Origin of the sequence: Uliginosibacterium gangwonense DSM 18521 (assembly GCF_000373965.1) — a bacterium.
Classification (GTDB): domain Bacteria; phylum Pseudomonadota; class Gammaproteobacteria; order Burkholderiales; family Rhodocyclaceae; genus Uliginosibacterium; species Uliginosibacterium gangwonense.
On record NZ_KB892868.1, the window covers coordinates 159,340 to 176,859 of the forward strand.

15 protein-coding genes are annotated in these 17,520 nt (G+C 59.4%); 11 read left to right on the forward strand and 4 right to left on the reverse strand.

Going from position 1 to position 17,520, the window contains the following annotated elements; translation table 11 throughout:
• Positions 1-8 precede the first annotated feature (8 nt).
• From B145_RS0123430 to B145_RS0123450, 5 genes are all read left to right on the forward strand, one after another.
• Positions 9-1,226, forward strand: coding sequence for an ABC transporter permease (locus B145_RS0123430; RefSeq protein WP_018610687.1), 1,218 nt, complete (start codon positions 9-11; stop codon positions 1,224-1,226).
• Complete coding sequence (locus tag B145_RS0123435) at positions 1,219-1,959, forward strand: outer membrane lipoprotein-sorting protein (RefSeq protein WP_018610689.1); 741 nt, start codon at positions 1,219-1,221, stop codon at positions 1,957-1,959. The genes B145_RS0123430 and B145_RS0123435 overlap by 8 nt, the downstream gene beginning before the upstream one ends.
• A gap of 2 nt (positions 1,960-1,961) precedes the next feature.
• On the forward strand, positions 1,962-3,155 hold the full coding sequence (locus B145_RS0123440) for a hypothetical protein (RefSeq protein WP_033407998.1): 1,194 nt from the start codon (positions 1,962-1,964) through the stop codon (positions 3,153-3,155).
• Between the two features lie 71 nt (positions 3,156-3,226).
• On the forward strand, positions 3,227-4,294 hold the full coding sequence (locus B145_RS27935) for a sensor histidine kinase (protein ID WP_169558570.1): 1,068 nt from the start codon (positions 3,227-3,229) through the stop codon (positions 4,292-4,294).
• Positions 4,291-5,061, forward strand: coding sequence for a LytR/AlgR family response regulator transcription factor (locus tag B145_RS0123450; RefSeq protein ID WP_018610695.1), 771 nt, complete (start codon positions 4,291-4,293; stop codon positions 5,059-5,061). Before B145_RS27935 ends, B145_RS0123450 begins: the two co-directional genes overlap by 4 nt.
• Before the next feature lie 156 nt (positions 5,062-5,217).
• Here B145_RS0123450 and B145_RS0123455 read toward each other — a convergent pair whose 3' ends face one another.
• Positions 5,218-5,943: a YebC/PmpR family DNA-binding transcriptional regulator gene (locus tag B145_RS0123455; RefSeq protein WP_018610697.1), complete on the reverse strand. Its 726-nt coding sequence runs from the start codon at positions 5,941-5,943 to the stop codon at positions 5,218-5,220.
• 128 nt (positions 5,944-6,071) lie between these two features.
• Between B145_RS0123455 and B145_RS26865 the strand changes: the two genes are divergently transcribed.
• From B145_RS26865 to B145_RS0123485, 6 genes are all read left to right on the forward strand, one after another.
• Entirely contained in the window at positions 6,072-6,713 is a 642-nt protein-coding gene (locus tag B145_RS26865) for a hypothetical protein (protein ID WP_018610699.1), read from the forward strand.
• 12 nt (positions 6,714-6,725) lie between these two features.
• Complete coding sequence (locus tag B145_RS28920) at positions 6,726-6,890, forward strand: hypothetical protein (RefSeq protein ID WP_018610701.1); 165 nt, start codon at positions 6,726-6,728, stop codon at positions 6,888-6,890.
• A gap of 77 nt (positions 6,891-6,967) precedes the next feature.
• On the forward strand, positions 6,968-8,038 hold the full coding sequence (locus B145_RS0123470; protein WP_018610702.1) for a hypothetical protein: 1,071 nt from the start codon (positions 6,968-6,970) through the stop codon (positions 8,036-8,038).
• The gene (locus B145_RS0123475; protein ID WP_018610704.1) at positions 8,035-9,870 is read left to right on the forward strand and encodes an AAA family ATPase; all 1,836 of its coding nucleotides are present in this window, start codon (positions 8,035-8,037) and stop codon (positions 9,868-9,870) included. The genes B145_RS0123470 and B145_RS0123475 overlap by 4 nt, the downstream gene beginning before the upstream one ends.
• A 7-nt stretch (positions 9,871-9,877) precedes the next feature.
• Positions 9,878-10,534 carry a 4Fe-4S single cluster domain-containing protein gene (locus B145_RS0123480; RefSeq protein WP_018610705.1) on the forward strand — a complete coding sequence of 219 codons (657 nt, stop codon included), beginning with the start codon at positions 9,878-9,880 and terminating at the stop codon, positions 10,532-10,534.
• Positions 10,535-10,539: 5 nt separating this feature from the next.
• Positions 10,540-12,894, forward strand: a complete 2,355-nt coding sequence (locus B145_RS0123485) for a protein kinase domain-containing protein (protein WP_018610706.1) — start codon at positions 10,540-10,542, stop codon at positions 12,892-12,894.
• A 48-nt stretch (positions 12,895-12,942) separates the two neighbouring features.
• Here B145_RS0123485 and B145_RS26870 read toward each other — a convergent pair whose 3' ends face one another.
• The 3 genes from B145_RS26870 to B145_RS0123500 form a co-directional block, all read right to left on the reverse strand.
• Positions 12,943-13,602 carry a hypothetical protein gene (locus tag B145_RS26870; RefSeq protein WP_018610707.1) on the reverse strand — a complete coding sequence of 220 codons (660 nt, stop codon included), beginning with the start codon at positions 13,600-13,602 and terminating at the stop codon, positions 12,943-12,945.
• A gap of 200 nt (positions 13,603-13,802) precedes the next feature.
• On the reverse strand, positions 13,803-14,840 hold the full coding sequence (locus B145_RS0123495; protein ID WP_245541911.1) for an asparaginase: 1,038 nt from the start codon (positions 14,838-14,840) through the stop codon (positions 13,803-13,805).
• A 301-nt stretch (positions 14,841-15,141) separates the two neighbouring features.
• Positions 15,142-17,328 carry a primosomal protein N' gene (locus B145_RS0123500; RefSeq protein ID WP_018610709.1) on the reverse strand — a complete coding sequence of 729 codons (2,187 nt, stop codon included), beginning with the start codon at positions 17,326-17,328 and terminating at the stop codon, positions 15,142-15,144.
• Between the last annotated feature and the right edge of the window lie 192 nt (positions 17,329-17,520).

The following is a 17,520-nucleotide window of genomic DNA, read 5'->3' on the forward strand; positions in this document are numbered from 1 at the left end:
CACGTACCATGAAATGGTTCAAATTTGCCGTACTCAACACCTTGCGCAACCGGCGCCGCTCTGCCACCACCTTGCTCATCGCCGCACTGGGCACCGCCGCCATCCTGCTCGCGGCAGGCTTTGCCGAGTACACCTACCAGGGTCTGGCCGAATCCGCAGCACGCGACGCAGGCCATCTAGTCGTCGCACGCAGCGATTACTTCCAGCACGAAGAGGATACGCCATTGCAATATGGCATTGACAACTACCCGGCGCTGCGCAGCCGTCTGCTCGCAGACCCCGATGTGCGCTACCTTCTGCCGCGCATCCAGTTCTCTGGGCTGGTTTCCAATGGCGACAAATCGGTGATCATGATGGCAACCGGCATTGACCCGGATAGCGAGTTCCTGATCAAAGGCCCCTTTCTGAACATGAAGGAAGGCAGCCTGCTCAGCTCTGCCAAATCCGATACGCCACAAATCCTGGTGGGCGAAGCACTTGCCAAAACACTCAAGGTCCACCCTGGCTCGGGCCTGACCCTGCTGGCCTCCACCACCGATGGAGCACTGAACGCACTTGACGTACAGGTGCGCGGCACGTTTTCAACCGGCGTACCCGAATATGACAAACGCGCCCTCTACACCGATCTTGAAACCGCACAGAGGATGCTTGTCACCCAAAAAATCAGCCAGCTTGGCGTATATCTTTCTGACATGAAGCTGGCTGACGACGACCGTGCACGCATCGAAGCCACCGCAGGCAAGGGTTTCACCACCCAGACATGGCGCGATCAAGCATTCTTCTACAAATCCGTGCGTGAATTGTATAACCGGATTTTCGGTGCCCTGGGTGGCATCATCGCCATCATCGTGCTGTTTGTGATTGCCAACGCCATGAGCATGTCAATCATCGAACGCACCCGTGAGATCGGCACCCTACGCGCCCTGGGCACCCTGCCCCAGCAGCTCACGCGCATCTTTGCCATGGAAGGTGCGGTGCTGGGTGGTGCGGGCGCCTTGGTTGGGGCCGTACTGGCACTGATCGTCTCAGTCATCCTGCTGTACGCGGGCATCCAGATGCCCCCACCGCCCGGGCGCTCGGTCGGCTACCCCTTATCCGTGTCGATCAATCCACTCATCTATGCACTTGTCGTTCTTGGCGTAGTCGTGCTGGCAACCCTTTGCGCCACACTCGTCAGCCGCCGTTCGGCCCGCAAACCCATCGTGGAGGCCTTGAACCATGTTTAAGCAATCCTTGATCGCCTTCCTCGCCTGCACAATCCTCCCGCTCGCCCATGCCGACGAGGGCATCCAGGCACTTTTGAAAAAGGCCGATACCTACCGCCTGAGTGAGACAGCGATGCAGGTGGAAACCCAGATCATCGTCAGCAAGAACGGGCATCCTGACAAGGATCGTCACTACCTCGTGCTGGTGCGCGAGAACCGCCAATCCCTGGTATTGATGCGCTCACCCGCCGAAAAAGGACAGAAGGTGCTGATGCTGGGCGATGACTTCTGGCTGATCATGCCCAACAGCCAGCGCCCGATGCGCATCACCCCGACCCAGAAACTGCTCGGCGACGCCTCCACCGGAGACATCGCCACGCTCAACTGGGCGGGGGACTATGACGGCAAGATTGTGGGTGAAGAGCCTTGCGAGGAAGGCAGCAAGGCACGCTGCACACACTTGTCATTAACTTCACAGCGCAAGGGCGTAACCTATGCACTGATCGAACTGTGGCTGGCGGTGGGGAGTGCCGAACCCGTGCGCTCCGATTTGTATGTGCAGTCAGACAAGCTCGCCAAGCAGGCGCGTTTCGTGCTCGACAAGGTGGATGGGCGGCGGCAGGTCAAGGAGATGATCCTGCTCGACCAGATCGAAAAGAGCCGTGAAACCACCGTGCGTTACCTTGCGCGCACACCCAAGCGTGCGCCGGATGAGTGGTACAACCCGATGTTCCTGACCCGGGCGGAGATCTGAGCATGCGCCCTCGTGCCCGGGTTCTGTTAATGCCCATTGCATTGCTTCTCGCTACTCCACCAGTCTGGGCAGAGAATTTTGACTGGTCAGGCAGCCTGCGCATGCTGTCGGAATCCGATAACTCGAACCGGAATGGTCTGCTCGCCCCAGCACGGGAACGCATGCAGGCGGGCAAAGACAGCCTGCGCGAAGAGTTCTCCCTCAAGGGCCGCGCAGGCCCGGTGCAAGCCCAGGCCACACTCACCCAGACCCAAAGCCGCCCTGGCGGCAGTAACACGCAAAGCCTGTTCAATGAGCTGTATTGGTCCGGGCAGGCGCAGGACTGGCATTTCACGCTGGGCAAGAAGATCGTCAGTTGGGATGTCGGCCAGGGTTTTCGCCCCCTAGATGTGATCCAGCAGGAAAACCGGCGGGTACTCTATGGCGCGACCCTTGAAGGCGTGAGAGTCGCGATGGCCGAACGCTACACAGGTGAGTCGGCATGGTCCATGGTATTGGCGAATCCATTCAAAGATCAGCAGGCAAGCGCTCAGAACGAAGCGGCTGCAGCGGTCCGTTACTATTTGCGTCAAGGCAGTTCCGATTGGCATGTCGTCACACGCTGGGGCCGCCAAACGGGCGCAGAGGCGGGCATGGCGTGGGCAATGGTGATAAATGATTCTATCGAGGTTCATGCGTCGGCGCTGCGCGCAGAGAAGCTCATGCATTTTCAAGAAAACGGGATGGGCTATGCCCAAACAGTTGGACAAGGGGGATGGCAAAGCCTGTTAGGGGGCAGTTGGACGGGAGACAATCAGTTGGGGGTTCTGGCCGAGTATTGGCACGACAACCGCGCGCCCAGTGCAGCAGACTGGCGGCGTTGGCGCGAACGCATTCAGTCTGTGCCTGAGTGGCTGGGGCATTCGGCCCAAAGTGGGATGGTGGCCAATCTGGCTGCGCCGACGACCAGTACCAATCTGCAGCAAGATAATCTGCTGCTACGGGTATCATGGACCGACGCGCGCTGGAGCCCGGCGCTTGATGTGTTGTATACACCGCGCGATCATGGCCGCATCACAACTTTGTCGCTGAACTGGCAAGGCGATGTTTGGAGCGTTGAGGGCGGCTGGCGCCAATTTGATGGCCCCCGTGAAGCCATTGCACGCAATTTGCCGAATCGCTCTTTATTGTATGCTTGGGTTAAGTATCCATTTTAGGTTTTACCTGTCGCCCTACCGCCAGGTAAATGATAGAAGCTATCTAAGACTCGATGAACAGAACCACAATCATGGGCGACCAACACAGTGAGTCACTTTATCAGTTCAGCTGGCATCGCTTTGTACGCAATCTTCCATCGCTGATACTTTTCAACCTGTTGATCGGCTTGACCTATAGTGCAGTAACAATGAACTGGGCCCATCTTGGGGTCGTCCTGGTGACCAGCCAGAGTATCGGTTTATCGATTTATCTGTGCATCTCTACATTGCATCGTCTTTTCCTGCGTTGGCATCTCCAGGCGCCACTCGGGTATGCACTCTCGGTACTCTTGGGAATCCCTGCCGGATTTGCTTTGGGCAGCATCGTACCCTGTGTATGGATCGGGGTGAAATACTACATTCCGACCCTGGATCACCTCTGGAATAGTTTGACTTTTTCATTGTTGGGCGGGTGTTTCGGCGTTTTCTATTTTGCGGGTAAAGCACGGTATCTGGAGGCGCGGCAACGTGCCGAACAGGCCTCCCGTGCCGCGGTCGAGGCCCAGCTACGCGGTCTGCAGGCCCAGGTGGAACCCCACTTCCTGTTCAATACCCTGGCCACGCTGGACGCCCTGATCGCCATCGACCCCAAACATGCCCGCGAACTGCTCGGTCACCTCAACCGCTATCTGCGCAGCGCCCTGATCCACTCACGCAATACGCATACCACCTTGGGGGAGGAATGCGAGTTGCTGCGGGCCTACCTGCAGATCATGGAAACCCGCATCCCCAATCGCCTGCGTACCCATATTGAATGCCCGGCCGATTGCGTTGAGCTGCCGCTGGCCCCCATGCTGCTGCAACCACTGGTGGAAAACGCGATCAAGCATGGCATCGAACCTGCTCCGCAAGGTGGAGAAATCCGTATCCACGTCCAGCGTCAGGACGATCTACTGATCGTCGAAGTCAGCGACACCGGCATAGGGCTGGCCCAATCCGGTAGCACGCAGGGCACCGGAACGGGCCTTGCCAATATCCGCGAACGTCTGCTTGCACTGTATGGTAAAAAGGCGCAACTCACACTCGCCCCCCTCTCGCCACACGGCACCCTGGCCCGCATAGCAATACCGATGACATGTTTGCAGGAGCAATCTGCATGACGCCTATCCGCTACCTGATTGCCGAGGACGAACCCCTGCTTGCACGAGCCTTGGCTGCCCACCTACAGGAGCAATGGTGTGAAGCCGAATGCATCGGCTTTGCCGCCCACGGCGACGAGGCGCTCGCCATGGTGGACGCCCATCACCCGGATGTCATTTTCCTGGATGTGCGCATGCCGGTGCGCGATGGCCTGCAAACTGCCCAGGTGCTGTGCGAATACACCCAGCCACCGCTGATCGTCTTCGTAACGGCATATGACGAATACGCGCTGGCCGCCTTTGAAGCTGCAGCCGTGGATTACCTGCTCAAGCCTGTGGAGCCGGAGCGACTGGCGCGTTGCATCGCCCGCCTGCGCGAACGCCTCACCGAACCAGAGTCCAGCTCGCTTGACCAGCTTGCCCTGCACCTGCAAGGCTTGCTGGGGCAAAGCTCCGCCACGGAGCGCCTGCGCATCATCCGTGCTGGTGTGGGTAATTCGGTCAAGATGATTCCCGTCGAACAGGTGATCTACTTTGAGGCCAGCGACAAGTATGTCAACGTCGTAACCCCCCAAACAGAGGCACTGATCCGGATACCGCTCAGGGAATTATTGACCGGGCTGGACCCACAGCAGTTCTGGCAGGTGCATCGTGGCACCATCGTCAATGCCGCTTGCATCACCAGCGCAGAACGCGATGAGAACGGACGGATTCACCTGAGCCTGCAAGGCCGCTCAGAAAAACTCCCGGTCAGCCGCCAGTTCGCCCACCTGTTCCGGCAAATGTAATTCCGTTTCTAAACCAATTCGATCACGAAGATAAACCGCAGACAGTGATCAACCCACGGCAAGGCGAAGTCGACAAAGAGTGGATTGGTTTAGAAATGGAATAAAAAAAGCAGGCCAAACATCGGCCTGCCTTCCAGTCGCAGCAGAAACAGGCGATTACTCGTCGATTTCTGCCGAGGTATAGACTTCCTGCACGTCGTCCAGGTTATCAAGCGCATCGAGCAGCTTTTGCATGCGCACACCCTCTTCGCCTGCCAGTACGGTTTCGTTCTGCGGCTTCATGGTGACTTCGCCGAACTCGGCGGTAAAACCGGCCTTCTCCAGCGTTTCCTTGACAGTGGTGAATTCCCACGGCCCGGTGATCACTTCGATGGAACCGTCATCGTTGCTCACCACGTCTTCCGCTCCGGCTTCCAGGGCGGCCTCCATCAGCGCGTCTTCCGACGTGCCGGGGGCAAACACCAGGGTGCCACAGTGCTTGAACTGGAAGGCCACACAGCCATCAGTGCCCATGTTGCCGCCATACTTGGAGAAAGCATGACGCACGTCGGCCACAGTACGGGTCTTGTTGTCGGTCAGGCAGTCCACCATCACGGCGGCACCCCCGATACCATAACCTTCGTAGCGGATTTCTTCGTACACCACGCCTTCAAGCTGGCCAGTACCGCGCTTGATGGCGTTTTCGATATTGTCCTTGGGCATAGATTCGGCCTTGGCCTTATCCACCGCCAGACGCAGACGTGGGTTGGAGTTCAGGTCACCACCGCCGAGCTTGGCGGCAACGGTGACTTCCTTGATCAGCTTGGTAAAAACCTTGCCCCGCTTGGCGTCCTGACGCCCTTTACGGTGCTGGATATTGGCCCATTTGGAATGACCGGCCATAATGACCTCTGCGAAGTGTCTGAATGATAAAGTGCGAGATTATACAACCGCCGATCCGCCCGCTACTCGCCCGGCTCGGAATTTCGGCTAGATTGGTAGTTTACGTGAAACTATTCCGGGAATTCGCCATGTTACGCTGGATCGCCTCCCTGTTTGCCGTGCTGGCCCTGTCCGGCTTTGCCCATGCGGCCGAGTCCGGCACCACCTTCAGTTACGATGGCTGCGTGGATGCAGCCCGAAAACCCGTGCCCGCCCAGGCAGACCCCGAATTGGGGCGCTTTGCTGAAGCCGCGCTGGAAGACGACAACAAACTCGTTATTTACTACAACCCGAAAGCTCTGCCGCAATTGCTGCCAGAAACCAGGCTCTTCCTCTTCGCCCAGGAATGCGCCCGCTTTGCCCTCAAGCAACCACTGGGCGCCGAACGCACGCCCGAGCAGGTCCAGGCTGCCGACTGTTGGGCGCTGGATACCCTGAGCCGCTCGCGCGTGTTGAGCAAGCAGAACAGCATCAATGCAGTCATGCTGGATTTGCCTATCGATTCCGACGCCTGGGCACAGATTGGCAGCCCGGCCCGTACCCTCAACCTGGAAGCCTGCCCACAAAGCAGGGGCCGGGGCAACGTCACGCTGCCAGGGGAAAACGCGCCGCACTCGGATAAATGGGATGCCTGCATCCAGTCCTGCGGCGCCAAACTGTATAGCTGTGGCCGTGGTGCCAGTTGCCAGAGCAGTTACAATGCCTGCAGCGCGAGTTGCGACAAAAAATAGGAAACTTTCTGCATGGCGGATAATTGCCCTCACCCCGCTTGGCTAGATCGCCTGCGTCACATGTGGCAGGCATTCCGCGCGTGGCGCCAGCGCAACACGGCCACCCACGCGCAGGCCGACGCCGGGGCCTGCTGCGCCAAGCCACCTCCTGGTGCGGGCAAAGGCCCACAGGCCTGACCTGGGGTCGCACACAGGAAGCCATTCCGCGCTAGGATATGTGCTGATTTCATCAGGATAGCCAGGTCGGCCCCGCTATGAGCAGCCCCATCACTACCGGCATCACCGTTGCACCAGGCGTCGTCCTGGTCGCAGCGGGCATCCGTGCAGCCCAGACCATTGCCAATGGATATGCGCAGGCGGCGGCGCTGCGTGCAAGCCATCAGGATGCGCAACAGAACCGGGCCACTACCCAGGGCAATGCCGCCAGCACCGGGCAGGCAGCACTGGAAGCCTCCCTGCAGGCCGCCGAGGCACGCCTGGAACGCTTAGGCAACTTGGCCGAGCAACTGGGCCGTGGCGACAGCCTCGCCAAAACCCGCCCACAACGCCCGGCAGAACAAGACCCAGCGATGCTCGCCGCCTATATCCGTGGCCTGGAAGGCTTGGCAGATGATCTGCAGCGCATCCTGCTCACCGATGCGGCCTGCCGCAGCGAGCAGGAAACTGCCGCGCTGGATGCCTTGGCCGAATACCTGGATCAGCCGATCTCTCTCCAAGCCCTGCCCTCGGCCCGCCTGTTGCTGCGCATCGCCCATCTGGGCGAGATCCCGACCGACATCGCCACATTGGCCAAAACCCTGGACGCCACACCACCGGGTGAGCGTGCCGATCTGTTGGCAACCGAACTGCGCCTGCGCATCGCACAGCATCTGGAAGCCGTACAGAAGCGCGAATATGACGAAGCCGCTGCCATCGTCATCGAGCAATCGCTCAAGGATCTGGGCTATGAGGTGGAAGAGGTTGCCCACACCTTGTACGTGGAAGGTGGCATGGTGCACTTCCAGCGCCCGGGCTGGGGCAATTACATGGTGCGGATGCGCCTGGATTTCAAACGCCACAGCGCCAACTTCAACGTGATCCGCGCCGTGGACGAAGGCGATAATGAACGCAGCGTGCGCGACCATCTGGCCGAAGACCGCTGGTGCAGCGAATTCCCAGCCCTGATGCAGGCGCTGGAAGCCAAGGGAGTGCTCCTGAACGTCACCCGCCGGGTGGAACCGGGCGACCTGCCGGTACAGTTGGTCGAGCGTAGCAAGTTGCCGCATTTTGCGGGCGATGAAGAACAGACACCCGCCCAGGCGCTGCGGGCGCGGGAGATGAAATGAGCAACACGGCACCACGCTGGCTTGCTGACTTGGAGCGCCTGCTTGCGATCCGCTCGCAGTATGTGATCTCTGGCAACATCCGCGACAGCTTTCTGGTGCCACAGCCCGGTGGGCCGGTGCTCCTGCCCCTGCTGCGCGCCTTGTGGGAAACGCTCAAGGCCCAGGGCTACCGGTGCTTGCTGGTCTACGACCCGGTTGATGGGCTGCGTGTCTATCCCAACGAAGCGGAGCCCAAAGCGCTGGCCGAACGCTTGTTTGAACTCAAACTCGCCAATGGCTCCCAACAGATCAGCCTGGAAACGCTCAACAATGTGATGCGTAACCTGAGCGCACAGCGCGAGGCACGCTGTGCGCTGCTGGTGGATTTCGCCTCGCGCCTGACCCGCCAGGCAGACCACCTCAGCGAAGCTGAGCACCGCTTCTTTATTGCCGCAGAAAAGCTATCGTTGAACGCCTCGGCACTCGTCCCCAAGGACGGTGGTATACCACTTTTCAACCCGATCCTGTGGCTGGTCAACCGCCCGCAGGATCTTCCCTCATGGTTTGCACTCGACAGCGAACGCGTCGCCAGCCTTATCGTCTCCCGCCCAGATTACGAAACCCGCGAGGCCGCCGCCCACCAATTGGCGGCACTATTCGATGGGCATAGTGATGCCAGCGAGGCAGCCCGCGCCAAGTTCATCAAAAACTTCACCGATGGCACAGAGGGCATGACGCTCAACGCGCTCTCAGACATCACCGAACTGGCTAGCCGGGAACACCTGGGGATCGACGCCATCGACGACGCCGTGCGCTGCTACAAAGTCGGCGCACTGGATAACCCTTGGCGCAAAGACTATCTGCGCGCCAAGATCCGCGACGCACAGTCTTTCATCGAAGATCGCGTCAAGGGGCAACGCTGCGCCGTCGTCAAGACGCTGGACATCCTCAAACGCTCCACCATGGGGCTGACCGGTGCCCAGGCTCGCAGCGGCTCCGGTCGCCCGCGTGGCGTGCTGTTTTTCGCCGGCCCCACCGGCGTAGGTAAAACGGAACTGGCGAAAACACTGACCCAATTGGTATTCGGCAACGAACGCGCCTACATCCGCTTCGATATGAGCGAGTTCGCCGAAGAGCACAGCAGCGCCCGCCTACTTGGTGCGCCACCAGGGTATATCGGCTTTGATGCAGGCGGGGAACTCACCAATGCAGTGCGCGAAAAACCTTTTTCAGTCGTGCTGTTCGATGAGATCGAAAAAGCCCATCCGCGTATTCTGGACAAGTTCCTGCAGATTCTCGAAGACGGGCGTCTGACCGATGGCAGAGGAGACACCGCCTATTTCTCGGAAACCATCTTGATCTTTACTTCCAACCTTGGCATCTATGTGGAAGATGAACAGGGGCGGCGCAGCCAGAATGTGCGCCCAGGGGATGCGTATGACATCGTCGAGAGTCGAGTGCGCGAAGCGATTGGGGACTACTTCAAGTTCCGCCTGTCGCGTCCGGAAATTCTCAACCGGATTGGGGATAACATCGTCGTATTCGATTTCATCTCCCCCGAAGTAGCCGAGCGGATCTTTGATGGTATGCTCAAAAACGTGGCCCGCCGCCTCTTCGAAGAATTCCATCTGCAACTGGCCATGCCTGCCGAAATACGCAGCGATCTGTTGGCCCGCTGCACGCGGGACCTCTCCAACGGCGGGCGCGGCATTGGCAATGCGCTGGAATCAAATTTCATCAACCCGCTCTCGCGTGCCCTGTTTGCACAAGAGATCGAAGGCAAGCGCCGCATTGTCGTCACCGCGCTTGCAGAAGAAGACAAGGTCATATCCCTGACCTTGCAAGTGGACTGAGCACTGCATGAAAATCGCTGTCAACAAGGCACACTTTCCCGTCACCGTACTCGGCCCCGGTCGCCGCATCGGCATCTGGTTGCAAGGCTGCAGCATCCGCTGCAAGGGCTGCATCTCACAAGACACCTGGGAGGCGGACCCGAACCGTGAAATGGAAATCGACCAACTACTGGACTGGTGCCGTCAGGTTGCACAAAACGGTTTCAACGGCATCACGATTTCCGGCGGCGAGCCTTTTGACCAGCCCCAAGCCTTGTCTGCACTGCTCGACGAATTATTGCAATGGCGTAACCGTTCCGGCCTGGATTTTGACATCCTGTGCTACAGCGGTTATCCATTGGCCACCCTGCAAAGCCGCCACCACGGCATCCTGAGCAAACTGGATGCGCTGATCCCGGAGCCCTATGCCGATGCCCTACCGCTTGGAAATATGTGGCGCGGCTCGCTCAACCAGAAGCTGGTCCTGCTTTCGGCGCGTGGGCGCAGACGCTACACACAGTACGTAGACGCCCCGGCTCATGCCGTTGGCAAACGCATCCAGGCCAGCGTGGAGCAAGGACGCGTGTGGTATATCGGCATCCCGGACCGGGGCGACATGGAAGCGCTGGAAAAGCGCTGTGCCGAACAGGGCGTGCGTTTCTCTGATGTATCCTGGAGACAGTAGCGTCCATGGCCGCAAGCAGCGCTCCACAGTACCACCGTATCTGCCCTGGCTGCGGCCAATCCAATGCGCCCCAGGTTTTACGCTGTGCATGCGGCACCCTGCTCAACGGAGTCGACCTGGTATGCATGGAGCCTGCTCCATCTCCAGACACCATCATCGCCCCACCCGTCACAGAAACCGGGGTCATCCGCTGCCCCTATGAGGACTGCGCACAAGACAATCCCGCAGGCGGCGACACGTGTGTGTACTGCAATCGACCACTAACACGCGTCGAAGAGGAAACATCCTCACTGATCCAGTTACCGGCCTCACTCGCAGAGCATTACCGCATTCTACGCCCCTTGCCCACGCGTGGCGCAGAAGCCGAATTGTTTGTGCTGGAAGCACTTGGCACCGCGCAGCCAGTCGTGCTCAAGCTGTATCGATCTGGCATTCTCCCGAAACCGGAAATCCAGGCCCTTCTCGCCCAGATCAATCCGCGAAGCTGCATCCAGGTGCTGGCCAGCGGGCAGACCTCAGGCCATGCCTATGAGATCATGGAATACTGTGCCCACGGCTCCTTGCGCGAGCGCATGCCGGGCACGCCGATGGCCGCCAGCCAGATCAAGGCGATTATCGAGCAGATGGGCATGGCCCTGGCGGACACACATGCCAACAACATCGTCCACCGCGACATCAAGCCGGAAAACATCCTGATCCGCAGTGAAACACCGCTGGATCTGGTACTCACCGATTTCGGCATCGCCTCGGTACTAGCGGCCAGCCAGTGCTTTACCGGCATGGCCCGCACCCTGATGTATGCCGCGCCGGAGAGCCTCGCCGGGGTGCTCGACACCAAGGCCGATTACTGGTCGCTGGGCATGATCCTGCTTGAATGCGCCTTGGGGCAACACCCCTTTGCAGGGCTATCCGACACAGTCATCCTGCATGCACTGTGCACGCGCAGCATGGACCTTTCCGCAGTGGCGGACATACGGCTGCGCATGTTGCTGCACGGGCTGCTCCTGCGCAACCCGAAGCAACGCTGGGGAGCGGAGGAGTTGGCCCGCTGGCTTGCCAATGACATTACCCTGACCGAACCCGTGGAGCATGGCACCTTTGCGGACGCGCATTCCTACCGCATCGGCGCGGATATCTGCCACAGCCCGGAACAGCTCGCGGTGGCCCTGGCCCGGAACTGGCAGGCGGGTGTCAGTGATATCCAGAATGGGCAATTGCAGGCATGGTTTCGGGATATGCAGAAAGATCACAACACGGTACGATTGCTGATCGAAAACAAGCATGAGCACCCGCTGCCGCCGGACATGCAATTGCTGCGCCTGATCCTGCACCTGGCCCCCGGCATTCCACCGGTATGGCGCGGGCAGAGCGTAGAGCCCCGTGCCATCCTGCACCATGCGGCCCAGGCGCTGAAAGGGGATGCCTCTGCCACACAATGGCTGTTCCGCATTTACGAGGCCCGCGTCCCACAGGCCTACGCTGAAGCCGGTAACGTTGAAATGGCAGAACTGGTGGAGCGCTGGTATGGCGCCTGCGACCAGTTTGCCGCGCTATGGAAAATGCATATCGAGTTACTCCAGCAGACTGATACGGCAGGCGACCCTCAGGAACCCCGACGTTTTGAACAAGCCATGTATGGAAACATGCACTTGCAACACCCACCCATGCAAGCCTTGCTGCCAAATCTGCTGGCCCTGAGCTATGACCGCAAATGGACAGCTCACTTGCGCCAGCACATCAGCGCAAAGATGGCACCGCTGCTCGTCAGTTCCCCCTGGCTTGCCAAGCTGGGTAACCCAGCCAGCATGGAAGCAGAAATGCTGCTGGTGATCGATGCCCTCTTGCCGGAAGCCCGCAAGGCTGCCGCACGCATTGAGGCCGCAGAAAAGGCACGGCGTGAGACCCTGGCGGAAGAATTCCACGCGCTGGCCGAAGCGGCAGGCTTCATTCAGGGGCGTTTGCGCCGCCATGTAGACGCCCGGATGATGAGCAATGAATTCTGCGATGTTTTGCGTGAAGAGCTGGATGAGTTCGATCGCATTCTCGCCGGGGTGCGCAGCCACGGCGGCAGTGATGCCAAGGAACAAGATTTGCGCAAGCGCCTGGCGCGCATCGAGCCCATCGCCATCCGCCTGCGCCAGCATATTGATCGCTACGGGGAGCGGCAACTCATCACGGCGGGCTGGTTGAGCCTGGATAGTGCAGCCTTTGTGCTGCTGGCAATCATTGTACTGCCGATCCTGATCGGCGGCAGCGTCCTTCTCATGATGCTAGCAGCATGCGTGGCAATTGCCTTATGGCGGTTGGCCCCCGCCTTCCTGATCATGCGGAAGGTTCGTGCCTTGATTGAGCAGATTTAAGGCAAAACTGCGACCACCGGGCCGCAGCATCCACAAGACACAGCTCCATCAGAACGCGTATGACACGCCGACACTCACCACCGGATACCAGCTATAACCGTTGAGTTTGTCTTGCACCTTCTGGCGTTCCACATCAGCGTCGTTTTGCAATTGTGTGCACTGGCTACTGCTCAATGCCGCGCCACACGTTACATTCAAAGAGGTTTTGGCCTTGCCCTGGTACATGACGCCCAGATCAGCGTACAGGCCCAGCCCCTTCTTGGCGATCATGCCATAGCCGATCCCCAGGTACGGCGCAAACCCATCACCCAGCTTGACCCGCCCGGTAAAGTTGCCGATGTCGGATGCCTGATAGGTATTGCCATTCAGGGTATAGGTCCCATTGGCGGCCTGCCCGGTCACATCCACTTTGTTGTTGTTATACACCACACCACCCGACACACGGAAGCCAGCGCCCAATTCCCAGTCGGCCAGCAGGCGCAGCGATGAGAGCTTGAGCTTGGCATCATAGTCGACATCGGACGTGTGGGTCTTGCGTGAGTAGTTGAAGCCTGAGTATCCGATGCGCCCACCCAGGGAATCGGAGAACTGGTAGCCGAAATCCACCCCGACCCCGGTTGTGCCAACCTGAACGCCACCGCCAACCTGTGCAAAAGCCGCGCTGGAAGTGAGCATGAACAATGCGGCCAGAAGTGTTTTTTTCAGCATGATGCTTGATCCTTGATGAAAAAGGAGCCTGGTGTTTGTGGGACAAATTTTCGCGGTGCTGTAATAAGGTTTTTTAGCAGAAGATCTTTACCTCTCCATGACCTACAGACCTTTGAACGCATGGCACACGGCGCAAATCAAAAGGAGCACAAGCCGCAGCCTATGCTCCTTTGGACAGCATCCAACATTCAAATCAACGATCAATATTCCCAATAGGCTTTTTGCAGCGCCTTGGCATCCATGCCGCTGGCAAGTGCTACCGAAGCCAGGATACGCGCCTTTTGCGGGTTCAGGTCATGGGCCACCACCCAACCGTATTGGTCATCCGGCTGCTCGGCATTGCGCACCACGAAGCCGCCCCACACGCGGGAGGAGCGAATGATCTGGATGCCACGCGATTGCAGATCCTGCAGCACGGGCACCATGCGGCCGGCCACAGAGCCGTTACCCGTGCCAGCGTGGATCACAGCCTTGGCGCCTGCAGCGGCAAAAGCCTCATAGGCCTCTTTGCCTACCGTGCCATAGTTGTAGGCGATGTCGACGCGGGGTAGATCCTTGATGCGGTCGATATCGAATTCGGAATTGATGGTGTGCTTCTTGTCGAGCTTGCGGAACCAGTAGGCGCGGCCTTCAACAATCATCCCCAGCGGACCCCATTGGCTCACGAAGGCATTGGTCTTGATGTTGATGGTCTTGGTGACATCACGGCCAGAATGGATTTCGTCATTCATCACCACCAGGGAGCCACGGCCACGCGACTCGGGGTTGGCGGCCACACTCACGGCATCCAGCAGGTTCAACGCGCCGTCGGCAGACAGGGCGGTGCCAGGACGCATCGAGCCCACCACGACGATCGGCTTGTCGCTATGGATCACGAGATTGAGGAAGTAGGCGGTTTCTTCCAGGGTGTCAGTGCCGTGGGTCACGACCACGCCATCCACGGTTTTATCCTTGAGCAGGGCGGAGACCCGGCGTGCCAGCACCAGCAGATTATCGTTGGTGAAACTCTCGGAGGCGATCTGGAATACTTGCTCGCCACTCACATCGGCAATCTTCGCCAATTCAGGGATACCAGCGATCAGCTTGTCGACCGGCACCTTGGCGGCTTGGTAGGTTGCACTGTTGGCGGCATCAGCCCCAGCACCGGCAATCGTGCCGCCCGTGGCGAGCACCACCACATGGGCGCGATCTGCTGCGTGCGCCTGCAAGGCTGCCGCAGCCAAGATGAACAATGCCAAAAATTTTCCCATACTCCGTTGTTTGAGCATTCTTTTCCCTTTCTTCTGAGGTAAGACACCTGTGTATCTGCGCAGCACACAGAGGTTATGTCAAGAAGCGCAGACCTTGCTGCACCGTCCGCACCATCAGCAAGTGCTGTGCCATACAACACCTGATTCTTGTGAAAGAGCCTTACCGCCCTGCCCATGCAAGGCGTAAGGCACCTTTTCAGTATGCTTGTGATCCAGAAACTGCGCTACAGGGAAAGCACCAACGTGGTGCAAATCAGACACTCGGAATACGTCTGGAATGGAGGCAAGCTTACAGTTCGGCAGGGTCCACATCAATGTGCCAGCGCACATCTTTCTTTATTTTAACGGAATACAGCAGGGGCATTAACGCTGATAGCATACTCTGCAGGCTTGCCCGCTGGTCGGATTCCAACACCAGTTGGGCGCGTTCCAGGCGGGCGCGGCGCACCAGCCGCATGGGCACCACATCGTAGAGCATGACAGCCGTCTGCAAGGCCTGCGCCACCTCGCGGGCCTGTTTGAGAAAAGCGATGGCCTGCTCCAGCTCGGGCGCCTCGGCGCGCAGCACCGCGTGATAACCATACGGCGGAAACCCTGCGGCGCGGCGATCATCCAGTTCCCGTTGGGCGAACCCCACATAATCGCGGCGGGCCAGATGTTCGTAGAGCGGATGGTCGGGGAATTCGGTCTGCACCAGCACTTCGCCGGGCAGATCGCCTCGCCCGCTGCGCCCGGCGACCTGCATGAGCTGCTGGAACAGGCGTTCGGGCGCCCGATAGTCGGCAGAGAACAAACCCGCGTCCGCCCCCACGATTCCCACCAAGGTGAGATTGGGAAAATCGTGCCCCTTGGCAAGCATCTGCGTGCCGACAAGGATATCGATCTCTCCACTGGCAATGCGGTTGCGTACATCTTCCCATTGGCCTGGGGTGCGTACCGCATCGCGGTCAACGCGCTCAATCCGTGCCATGGGAAAGTATTCGTTCAGGCGTTCTTCCAGACGCTGCGTGCCACGCCCGAAGGCGTGCAAATCCTGGCTGCCGCACTCGGGGCAGGCTTTCGGCACGCAGGTTTCCGCGCCGCAATGATGGCACCGCAACAAGCCATCCGCAGCATGAAACACCATATTGGCCGAGCAATGCATACAGGCGCTCACCCAGTTGCAACTCGGGCACGCCACGACAGGAGCATATCCCCGACGATTAAGAAAGAACAGGCTCTGCTCGCCACGTTCCAGGCGGGCACGGATGGCATCAATGAACATGGGCGAGAGGCCATTGTCGAGCTTGACCCTACGGGTGTCGATACGCCGCAACGTGGGCGGGCGTTCGGCCACGGCAGGCGCAGGCAGATCAATACGCGTGTAGCGCCCGCTCTGCGCATGAAGCCATGTTTCCAGCGCGGGGGTGGCTGAACCCAGCACCACCGGCACGTTCTCGTGATGCGCCCGCCAGACCGCCAGATCCCGCGCTGAATAGCGCAGACCATCCTGCTGTTTGAAGGAAGTGTCATGCTCCTCATCAATCACGATCAGCCCAAGGCGCGGCAGCGGAACAAAGATCGACAGGCGCGTGCCCAGCACGATATCTGCCTCACCCCGCAATGCCTGGGCGAAGCCGAGTGAGCGGGCGCCATCAGCCAGGCCGCTGTGCAGGCTCACCAGATTGGCGCCGGGGAAGCGGCTGGCCACACGTTCGAGCAGTTGGGGCGTCAAGCCGATCTCCGGGACCAGCATCAAGACTTGTCGCCCCTGAACAAGCGCTTGGGCAATCAGGTGCAGGTACACCTCGGTCTTGCCGCTGCCGGTCACGCCAAAGAGCAGAAAGGCTTCAAATCGCCCCAGGGCGGCGCCGATGCGCTCAACCGCTTCGCTTTGTGCGGCGTTGAGCGTGAGGGCACCGATCGGCTCACGCTCACCTGCGCGTGCCACCGTCTCCAACCAGCCTTTGTTGCGCGCCTCCCGGATGGCGGCACCTGCGTCGCCTTCCAAGTCCCCCAGCAACTGGCTGCGTCGCCGCGCCCCAGCAGATTGCACGGCTAGCACGGCCGACAAGGCACGGGTGAGTTTCCGTGCCTCGCCCAAAGCAATTCGCCCCGCTGGCGTGGTGGCGAGCCAGGGGTCCTCCTCGCGGGGCAGGCGCACGGCCCGGCGGATGCCCGGGGGCAGCGCAGCGGAAATCACCTCGCCCAAGGGATGCTGGTAGTAGCGGGCCGCGAACTGGGTCAGCGCCAGCCACTGTGCGGGCAATGGCGGCACATCCGCCAGGACTTCCAATACCGGTTTGAGCTTACTAACGGGGGGCGGATCGGCAGGATCAAGTTCGATGATCACCCCGGTCTTTTCCCCCGGACCAAAGGGTACCCGGACACATAGGCCCACGGCCAGCGCATCATCTGCCGCCAGATAGTCAAAGAGCTGGGGCCGGGGGAGTGGGAGGGCTATACGGACGATACGCGACAAAGCCAGCTTATCCATATATAAATTTATTTTCTACTTCAGTGTGTTAGGAAGAAAAACTGAAGTGGTTTAGATGAATACGGCTGCAAGACTTTGCAATTTCATTACGTTTGCCTTTATCCACAGCATCTGTGGATAAAAATGTGAGTATCCTGCCCGAATGAATCCCCTGGGTGGACTTGCAAACGCCGCTTGTTTCATGCTAGATCG